Below are 10,002 nucleotides of genomic sequence, written 5' to 3' on the forward strand. Positions count from 1 at the left end.
TATACTGATGGTGTTTTAGAAAGTAAAACCTTTATAACTTTCATTGCTTCCATAGTTAAAAGTTTTATTAAGTTTCATTGTTCTGATTTATTAAAAAATAAATCAAGTTTAACATTTAATTCAATAATAGATGAATTATCAAAAATTGAGGTTTCAAAATTTGATGAAAAATATATAAGAAAAAATTCTCTAACTGCAAAACAAAAAGAAATACTCAAAAATTTGAATATTTCTTCTGATGAATTATATAGTTTCATAATATCTATAAACGAAAAAATTTCTTAATTTTTTTTATTTAGTATAAAATTTACTGAAAGTTTAAAATTAAAAGGGAGATTTTGTTATTTTAAAAGTCACGATGCAGGTTTTAACATATTTATGATTTTTTTATTAACACAACAAAAAAGATTATTGTATTTTTATAAAAATATATTAAAATATTAAAGATTTTTCATTTAAGAAAAAGGGAGGTTAATATGGCTAATATTAAATCTAAAATAAAAAGTATTGCTAAAATGGAAGCTGCTCGTGTTAAAAACGCTGCTATGAAGTCTCGTGTTAAGACAGCAATCCGTAAAGCAAGAGAAGCTGTTGTTGCAAAACAAGAAAATGCTGCAGTATTAGTTGCTGCTGCTCACAAAGTTATTGCTAAAGCAGTTTCAAAAGGTGTTTTCCACCAAAATAAAGGCGCAAGAAAACACTCACGTTTAGATGAATTTGTTAACAAATCTAAATAATTATTAAAAAATCCAATATTTAAAATATTGGATTTTTCTTTTTTTATTCTTCAACAACTGTTGCAGTTTCTTCGTTTGAATTGTCTTTATCTTCTTGTTTTGTAGCATTTTGTTGAGCTGCATAGTTTGCAAAATTACGCATCATATTTTCTATTTCATCAAGTTTTGTTTTTAAAGCAGGAATATCTTTTTTATCAATTAAATCCTGGAGTTCTTTTACCATTTTTTCAGATTCTTCTTTAGCTTTTGGATCAAGTTTGTCTCCTTGCTCTTCATTTGCTTTCTTAATTTGGTCAATTAAACTTTCAGCTCTAACTAATGTTTCAGCTTCTTCTTTACGTTTTGCGTCAGCTTCTTTATTTGCTTCTGCTTCTTTTATCATTCTTTGAATTTCTTCTTCTGAAAGTTTTGAAGCATTTGAAATAGTAATTGTAGCATCTTTGTTTGTTTTTAAGTCTTTTGCCTTAACTGTTGTTATACCATTAACGTCAATTGTAAAACTTACTTCAATTTGAGGAACACCACGTGGAGCCGGTTCAATACCCCCTAAATTAAATTGACCTAATGTATTATTATCTGAAGCCATTTGTCTTTCACCTTGAACAACTCTAATTGTAACTTCTGACTGATTATCTGCTGCTGTTGAGAAAATTTGACTTTTTGTTACAGGAATTGTTGTGTTTCTTGCTATTAAAGGTGTTGCAACACCACCCATTGTTTCAATCCCTAATGTTAAAGGTGTAACATCTAATAAAAGAATATCGTCAATATCACCCGCTAAAACAGCACCTTGAATTGCTGCACCAATTGAAACAACTTCATCAGGGTTAATTGAACGGTTTGGTGCTTTTCCAAGTGTTCTTTCTACCATATCTTGAACTGCTGGCATTCTTGTAGAACCACCAACTAATAAAACTTCATGTAAATCAGCTGCTGTAACTCCTGCCTCTTTTAATGCATCTTCAATAGGTTTTCTTGTTCTATCTAATAAGTGTGCTGTCATAGATTCAAATTCTGAACGTTTTAATTCTAATTCAACATTAACTGGACCTTCTGCTGTTACAGCTAAGAAAGGTAAATTAATTGTTGCTACTGATTGACTTGAAAGATCAATTTTAGCTTTTTCTGCTGCTTCTTTTAATCTGTTTTTAGCCATTTTATCTTTTGAAGCATCATATTTATATTTAGATAAAATTTGTTTTTCCATTCATTTTACAATTTCATTATCTCAATCATCTCCACCTAAATGGTTATCACCACTTGTAGACATAACTTCAAATGTCCCATCTTCTAAATCAAGAACTGAAACGTCAAAAGTACCACCACCAAGGTCATAAACTAAAACTTTCATTGATTTATCTGTTTTTTCTAAACCAAAAGCAAGAGCTGCTGCTGTTGGTTCGTTAATAATTCTTAAAACATCTAAACCTGCAATTTTACCTGCTATTTTTGTTGCTTCACGTTGTGCATTATCAAAATATGCTGGTACAGTAATAACTGCTTTAGAAACTTTTTTACCTAATTTTGTTTCTGCATATTCTTTCATATATGAAAGAATCATTGCTGAAATTTCTTCTGGTTTGTATTCTTTGTTATTTACATTAACTGTTTTGCTTGTTCCCATTAATCTTTTAACTGAAACAACTGTATTTGGATTTGTTTCAACTTCACGTTTTGCAACATCTCCAACTCTTATTTCACCATTTTTAAAACTAACTACTGATGGTGTTGTTCTTTTACCATTTGGATTTTCTAATACAACTGGATTTTTTCCTTCTATAATAGAAACAACTGAGTTTGTTGTTCCTAAGTCGATTCCTAATATAATTTCTTTTGCCATTTTAATACTCCTTATAATTTATTTTTAAAGGTTAAGTTTCACTTATTTTGTGATAACTTAATAATATTATAACACATTTTTAGCAATCAACAATATTAATTGCTAATTTTTTTATAAATAATTACTGACGCTGGTACTATTACTCTTCCATTTAATTTTATCCCACTTCTTACAACTTTGTTGATAACATTATCTTTTTCATTATCATCTATAATATCAACAACTTGTTGTGTTTGAGAATCAAATTCAGTATTTAAATCAGGTGTTATTAATTCACAACCAAAACTATTTAATAATTCTTCAAATTGTTTAGATACAATATTAAAACCAAAACAATAATTTTTTACTTCACTTGATTGAGAATTTTCCCCAGCTTTTACTGCCATATTAAAATTATTAAATGGTATTGAAAATTCTTCAAAAAATGATTGTAAAGCATAATTTTTAATATCTTGTTTTTCTTTTTGAAATCTTTCTTTAATACTTGTTAATTCCAAATTAATTTGATCTTGTGCTTTTTTTGAAAACTCTTTTGCTTTTTCTTTAAAGTCATTATTTAATTTTAGTATTTCAACTTCTTTTTTTGCAAGTTCTATTTCTAATTTTTCAATTGTTTTCTTTAAATCAGCGGATTCATTATTAATTTGCGGATAAAAAGGAACGATTTCAGCATTTGTTATTTCTACTGTTACTTTTTGATTTTCTAATTCTTTATTTGAACTATTTGTAATTACATAATCAAATTTAAAATTATGTGAATATTTTTTTCCAATAAAATAATCATCAAATGGTATGAAATATTCTGATTTACCTATTGTTATTTCTGTTGTTTGTGTGTATTCTTTAATTTCTTGATTTTGATAAAAAACTTTAAAGTTTCCTTTTAAAATATCATTTTCCTTAATTATTTTCTTCATTTTTTTTCTCCTTGAAACTATTCATAAAAAACTTTTCTAAAACTTTTAGAGCTGTTTTCATAGCATCATAATCAGAAGCACTTGGTCCAACAACTGCTAATTCTGTAATACTATTGTTATTTTCTATTCTTTTACTCATAAACGAACCATTATCAATAATAGATATTTTAATTTTTTCATCTTCATTTGTTTCGCTTTCTATTTTTTCTCAAATAGAGTGATTTTCAATTAAGTTAATCATATTACTAAGTGATTCTCTATTTAAACCATCACTTAAAATGATGTTATTCTTACCATAAACCTTGTTTTTTGATGTATTCTTAACAACTTTTTCAAATACTTGTTTAACAAATGAATTGATGATATCTTGATAATTCTTAATTTCTTTTGCTAAAAGGTCTTTTAGCAAAAGAATATGTTTTGATAAATTGATAAGTTCTACATCAATTAATCTATCTTTAAATATTTTTATTGCTATTCTTAAATCATTAATTTTAATTGTAGAATCATCAAATGTTAAAATTTTTGAATACACTTCACCAGTTGAAACAACCAATATTATTGTTGCCATATTTTTTGATATTTCAACCATATCAATGCTTTTTAAAACCTCATTATTTGAATATTTATGAGTTACTAATGTTAAACCAGTCATTTCAGAAATTAATTCTGCTGCTTTATCCACTGTTTTATCAATTTCTTGTTCTTTATTTTTTAAAACTTTTTCTAATTTTTTAAAAAGTTCTTCCTCAAAAGAAACACTTAAAAATTTAGCGTAATATTCAAGTCCTTTTGTAGTAGGTTTTCTTCCACTTGAAGAGTGTGCTTTTTCTAAATAACCCATTTCTTCAAGATTGTTCATTAAATACCTAAGTTTGGCACTTGAATAATTTATATTATATTTATTAATAAGATGCGAACTACTAAGAGGTGTTGCTTCTTTAATAAATTCTTGAACAGTATATTTTAATATCTCTTCATATTTTGCTTCTAATTTCTTATATTGCATAACAAAATTTTACCACAAAAATAAATAAAATTAGCAATATAATTTTTTAATTGCTAATTTTATTTATAACCTAGTTTATTTAATGTTTCTATATTATCATTCCATTTTTTGGCAACTTTCACCTTTAAGTGAAGTGTTGTTTTAATTCCAAATTGATGAGAAATTTTAAGTCTTGCTGTTTGTCCGATTACTTTAATTTTTGAAGCATTTTTCCCAATAACCATTCCTTTTTGTGAATCTTTTTTTACGTAAATAAAAGCTTCAATAACTAGATGTTCTGGATCACTTTCATCGAATGTATTCACCTCAACAGCAATTGAATGAGGTAATTCATCATACAATTGATTTATAGCAGATTCCCGGATAATTTCTTTTGCAATAAAACGCATACTTTTATCTGTAATGTACTCTGGGTCATATTGTGCTTGTCCTTCATATGCAAAAGATTTAATTAAATCAATTAAAGAAATAATTGATTTATCATTATTAACAGTTGTTGAAACAATATGTTTAAAATTATATGCACTTAATTCTGAAATTTTATTTTGAAGTAATTCAGGATTATTTTTTATTTTATCAATTTTAGAAATAACTGCAATTTTATTTTCAATATCTTTAATTTTTTTTAATATTGATTTATCTCCTGAACCTATTTTTTCATCTGCTGGTGATAAAAATAGTACAACATCAATTTCCTTTAAAGAATCATAAGCATTTTTATTTAAGACTTCACCAAGAGCATTTTCTGGTTTGTGTATACCCGGTGTATCAACAAAAATTAATTGTGTATCTTCATCTGTATAAATACCAGTTATTTGATCTCTTGTTGTTTGTGCTGTATCTGTAACAATTGATACATCATATTCTACTATTGCATTTAACAGGCTGCTTTTACCCACATTTGGTCTACCTAAAATGCTAACAAAACAAATTTTCACTATTTAATATCCTATTCATGTATTGAAAATGGAACAAGTTCTTTAACAGTGTTTACTCTTACATTTTTACCATCATTAGTATATTGATAAACTAAACCATCTAATGGCATAAATTCAGTCATAACTTGACGACAACCTGCACATGGACTGATAATTCCTTCTTTTTTAGAAATAATATGTATTTCTTTTATTTTACCTACTGTTTCACCATATGCTACTGAACCAAATAAAGCACTTCTTTCTGCGCATAAACCAGATGGATATGCAGCATTTTCAACATTAACACCAAGTCATTCTCTATTTTGATCATCAATAGCAATAGCAGCTACTTGAAAATTTGAATATGGAGCATAAGCTTTTTTTAATAAATTTCTGAGTTTTTCTATGTTCATTTTAACCTTCTTGTCTTTTAATATTTAATGGTTCAAAAATATCATCAACCATTTTGTTCATTATTTTTCTTTCTTCTTCTTCTTCATGGTCAAACCCTTGTAAATGCACCAATCCGTGTGTGAATAAGTAACAAAACTCTCTTTTTAAAGAATGATTAAATTTTCTAGATTGTGTTTCAATTTTATCTCAACATATTACCAGTTCACCAATATGTTTTATAGGTAATTTATCATATATATCATCTTGACCAAAATCAAAAGATAAAATATCTGTTACTTTATCCTTGTTTCTATATAATTTGTTAAGTTTTCTTATTTTATATTTAGAAACAATAGATACATCTAAAATAATTTTTTTGTCATTTTTATAATCAAAAAAGTTTAAAAAATTATTTAAAATTGTTCTCATTTCTGTCTTAAAAATAATTGCTTGTTTGACTGTATTTTCAATGTTTAGTTCGACCTCAAATGATTTCATAATAAAATTATAATATATTATTTTATAGTTGTAAATACAGTTTATTTTTAAGGAAATCTTTAATTATTGTTAGTATTGTTTTTTGCTCCAAAATAATATAACCATTAATATACAATCTATTTTCTTGATCAAAAAGATTATTCAAATCCTTAGACTCTATATAAATTTCATCATTATTTATTGTGTTAATTGTAATATCGAAATTACTTTTATATAAATCGCTATCATTAGTATAAAAAATATAATTGTTTTTTTCTATTTCTTCTATATTTATGTTTTTAACAGTTAATTTATCCTCATATTTTAAAATAACTACATCTTTAAATTTTGATATTTCAAAGTTAATTGAAAAATAAACTATGTATGCAATAAAAGACAATAAAATTAATATAAAAATAAATATAACAAAGTTAGTTTTAATAATTTTTGTCAAGACTAACCTCTATTCCTTTTTCAAAGATATAATTATTTTGGTGACTAACTTCAATAACTAATTTATCCATTAACATATACTTAAAAAGAGCGATAAAATATTTTGACACAAGACTATTAAGATTTTCAAATATTTCATCAAAAATATAAACATCATAATCATTTATAAGAATCTTTAATAATTTAATTAAGGATTGTTGACCAAGTGATAATGAATTTATCTTTTTATTCATATCAAAAGATAAATTCATTTTATTAAATACTTTTTGTAGTTTAAATTTATTAAATATTCTTTTAAATTGTTCTTCATCATAAATATTTAAATATTCTTTTATTGATATGTTTAAATTTAAATAGTTATTATTTAAATTTAAAATTTTAGACTTAACAATATTTGAGTTATATATTGAATAAATATTATTGTTGATAAAAATATCACCTTTATCAGGTTTATATTCTCCACTTAAAATAGAACATACTGTTGTTTTGCCAGAACCATTATTACCAATTAATTTTGTTTTACCTTCAAATATTAATCTAGGTATATTTATAATTTTTTCATTTTCATTTCTAGAGTAAGAAAATGAAACATATGACAATTGTATTTTTTTAATTTTATTTATATCAACATTATTTTCTTCTCATTTAATTTCGTTTTTTAATGGTTGAAAAATATACAATAAGTCAGAATTTATTTTGTATTTTTGATAATTTTCAATCATTTTTGGAACAGATTTAAACGGATTAATAAATAAAGAAATTGAAGTTATAAAAAATATTAAATCAAACAATGTAATTTCTTTGTTCCATATTTGTATTGTTCCTACAAATAAAATTATTAGTGGACTTATATAACTTATGATTTGTTCAAAAAAATTAATGTACGAATGCTTTATAACATAATCTTCTTTTTTAGTCATAAAATCTTGATGTTTTTGAACATATTTATTAAAAAATCTATTTTTTAATAAATAATCTTTGGAATACTTTTCTACTTGCAAAAATGTTGATAAATATTGATCAAGTTCTATATTTTTATAAATTATTTCTTTATAATATTTTTTATATAAAAATTGATTTATATAACTTAATATAACTGAAAATATACCAATACAAAAAACAATAAGCAATAATAAAATATTTGTTGTATAAAACAGTATTAAACTTAAAATTACTGAAATCATATTAATTGTTATATTAGGTATAAAAGATATTTTAAAGTTATAAAATTCATAAATTTGTTGTAATTTTGCTTTAAGTTCTGAATCTGAATACATTAATTTTAGTTTAAATAAATTTGTTTGTAATTCAAATAATTTTTGTTTATAAAAGTTATATATAAAACTGTTGATAACTTTTTCTAAAATATTTTTTACTATAAATTGAAAAATTAAACTCAGCAAAACTAATGAAGTTAAAGACAAAACTATTAATCAAAGTTCATTGTTTAATTCATATGGAATAATTTTGTGAAAAATATGTTTATTAACAAAAGGTAGTGTTAGATTTATCAAAAATTCAAGCAATAAAATAAGAAAAATTATCAATGAATATTTTGAAACAAAACCTAGAATAGTATTGTTTTTAGATGTTGTTTTTAAAGGATATTCTTCTTTTATTTCTTGATTGCTATCAATTTTTTCAAACACAACAATCATACCTTGATATATGTTTTCAAAAGAATTTATAGATTCTTTTTTCTTATAACCTACTGCTGGATCATAATATTCAATGATTTTTGCATCTTTGTTTAAAACTAAAACAATGTGTTGATTTCCTTGAAAATTAACAATTGCTCCAAAAGGTAAATATTCATTATTTAGTTTTATAATTTCATAAATATCACAATTATAAATATTTAAAGTTAAATTATATTTTTCAACAAATGTATTTAAATCACTAATGGGTACTCCATCTTTTGAATAATTTAAATTATTTTTAATATCTGAAATTGTTAAATTGATATGTTCATAATTTTTAAGATAGTGCTGTAAAACATACACACCACAATCCTTATCACTTTCTTGTTTTAAGTATTCCATATTTTTATATTAAAAAATATAAAAAAGAAAATAAAAAAAGGAAATTTTCTTTCCTTTTACTTATTTTGAAATTTGTTTTCTTTCAGGATATGCAGAAACATACTTTCTGTTGTGTTTGCTTTCGTATTTTACATAACCATCAATAGTCATGTATAATGTATCATCACCACCACGTCTTACATTTGTACCAGCATGAATCTTTGTTCCACGTTGTCTGTAGATAATTGATCCTGCTGTTGCAAATTGACCGTCACCTAATTTAGCACCTAAACGTTTTGAATGTGAATCACGACCATTTCTGGTAGACCCACCTGCTTTTGTCTTTGCCATTTCTTAGATTATCCTTTTACCGCTGTAATTTTAACACGTGTATATGGTTGACGGTGTCCTAATTTTCTTTTATGTGTTGATTTTGCATTGTGACGATAAACAACGATTTTTTTTGCTTTTCCTTGTTTTTCAATGATACCTGTTACGACTGCATTTTTAACTAAAGGACTACCAACTTTTGAACCTGCAAGTAAAACCTGATCAAATTTAACTTCTTGACCTGCTTCACCTTCGATTTTTTCAATATAAATTGTTTGTCCTTCTCTAACTAAAAGTTGTTTCCCACCTGTTACGATAATTGCTATCATGCATTTACCTCCGTTTTGTGGCTCGTCTTTAAGGTGGATGTTAATCGCTTTTAAAACCTTTTTAGAACGGTTACATAAAGAGTAACATTGCTATTATATCATTAATGGTATTTTTATGAAAAAGATTTTACCTACTTTTGTGCCTTTTGTAATTTAAATTTATTTGTATTTTTTAATTAATTTTTTGTATATTTTAAACAAATATTTTTTGTAATAATGTTGTTTTAATATTTTGTAGTTTTTCAAGTTTTTGCTTGTTTATTTAAACTTTCAGTAATTTATTATACTAACGCACTTTTACTTTTTAAAAGTGCGTTTTTTACCAAAAATTTATAAAAAAAATATTTTTTTATTTTGTTTTTTAAAATAATTTAGTATAATACTTATACTAATAAAAAAAGGACATTTTATGATAGAAAAATTTAAAAAAGTTTTAATACCAACTGGCGCAAAAATAAGTAAAAGAAAAAAAGCTTGATATGTTCAAGTTGTCACAAAAAGAGAGTACATAAAAGAAAAAAAGTATTATAAAGAAACAAAAGTTGCAGTAGGAAGAGTTCTAAAAACTAGCGATGATGA

General features: G+C 24.4%; 12 protein-coding genes. 1 reads left to right on the forward strand and 11 read right to left on the reverse strand.

Annotation, left to right across the window (positions count from 1 at the left end; genetic code table 4):
- Positions 1 to 257: hypothetical protein (locus tag BU00_RS05065; protein WP_036458988.1), on the reverse strand; the 257-nt coding region annotated here is incomplete at its 3' end.
- A gap of 219 nt (positions 258 to 476) precedes the next feature.
- On the opposite strand from BU00_RS05065, the gene rpsT reads away from it, so the two are divergent.
- Positions 477 to 737, forward strand: a complete 261-nt coding sequence (gene rpsT / locus BU00_RS0102370; protein WP_027121334.1) for a 30S ribosomal protein S20 — start codon at positions 477 to 479, stop codon at positions 735 to 737.
- 43 nt (positions 738 to 780) lie between these two features.
- Here rpsT and dnaK read toward each other — a convergent pair whose 3' ends face one another.
- The 10 genes from dnaK to rplU form a co-directional block, all read right to left on the reverse strand.
- Positions 781 to 2,577: a molecular chaperone DnaK gene (gene dnaK, locus BU00_RS0102375; protein WP_027121335.1), complete on the reverse strand. Its 1,797-nt coding sequence runs from the start codon at positions 2,575 to 2,577 to the stop codon at positions 781 to 783.
- Positions 2,578 to 2,672: 95 nt separating this feature from the next.
- Positions 2,673 to 3,494, reverse strand: coding sequence for a nucleotide exchange factor GrpE (gene grpE, locus BU00_RS0102380; RefSeq protein ID WP_027121336.1), 822 nt, complete (start codon positions 3,492 to 3,494; stop codon positions 2,673 to 2,675).
- On the reverse strand, positions 3,478 to 4,503 hold the full coding sequence (gene hrcA / locus BU00_RS0102385) for a heat-inducible transcriptional repressor HrcA (protein WP_027121337.1): 1,026 nt from the start codon (positions 4,501 to 4,503) through the stop codon (positions 3,478 to 3,480). The genes grpE and hrcA overlap by 17 nt, the downstream gene beginning before the upstream one ends.
- Positions 4,504 to 4,562: 59 nt before the next feature.
- The gene (gene era / locus BU00_RS0102390) at positions 4,563 to 5,441 is read right to left on the reverse strand and encodes a GTPase Era (protein WP_027121338.1); all 879 of its coding nucleotides are present in this window, start codon (positions 5,439 to 5,441) and stop codon (positions 4,563 to 4,565) included.
- Between the two features lie 11 nt (positions 5,442 to 5,452).
- Entirely contained in the window at positions 5,453 to 5,833 is a 381-nt protein-coding gene (gene cdd, locus BU00_RS0102395; protein WP_027121339.1) for a cytidine deaminase, read from the reverse strand.
- Between the two features lies 1 nt (position 5,834).
- Positions 5,835 to 6,311, reverse strand: a complete 477-nt coding sequence (gene ybeY / locus BU00_RS0102400; RefSeq protein WP_211246797.1) for an rRNA maturation RNase YbeY — start codon at positions 6,309 to 6,311, stop codon at positions 5,835 to 5,837.
- 22 nt (positions 6,312 to 6,333) lie between these two features.
- The gene (locus BU00_RS0102405; protein ID WP_027121341.1) at positions 6,334 to 6,744 is read right to left on the reverse strand and encodes an MAG1140 family protein; all 411 of its coding nucleotides are present in this window, start codon (positions 6,742 to 6,744) and stop codon (positions 6,334 to 6,336) included.
- Positions 6,728 to 8,785 carry an Mbov_0121 family peptidase domain-containing ABC transporter gene (locus BU00_RS0102410; protein ID WP_027121342.1) on the reverse strand — a complete coding sequence of 686 codons (2,058 nt, stop codon included), beginning with the start codon at positions 8,783 to 8,785 and terminating at the stop codon, positions 6,728 to 6,730. The genes BU00_RS0102405 and BU00_RS0102410 overlap by 17 nt, the downstream gene beginning before the upstream one ends.
- Positions 8,786 to 8,845: 60 nt before the next feature.
- Positions 8,846 to 9,115 (reverse strand): 50S ribosomal protein L27, encoded by a 270-nt coding sequence (gene rpmA / locus BU00_RS0102415; RefSeq protein ID WP_027121343.1) that lies wholly within the window; start codon positions 9,113 to 9,115, stop codon positions 8,846 to 8,848.
- An 8-nt stretch (positions 9,116 to 9,123) separates the two neighbouring features.
- A complete protein-coding gene (rplU, locus tag BU00_RS0102420; RefSeq protein WP_027121344.1) occupies positions 9,124 to 9,423 on the reverse strand; it encodes a 50S ribosomal protein L21 in 300 nt (99 codons plus the stop codon).
- Positions 9,424 to 10,002: the final 579 nt, after the last annotated feature.

This window comes from Mycoplasma leonicaptivi ATCC 49890 (assembly GCF_000622205.1).
In the GTDB taxonomy this organism is placed as follows: Bacteria; Bacillota_I; Bacilli_A; order Mycoplasmatales; family Metamycoplasmataceae; genus Mycoplasmopsis; species Mycoplasmopsis leonicaptivi.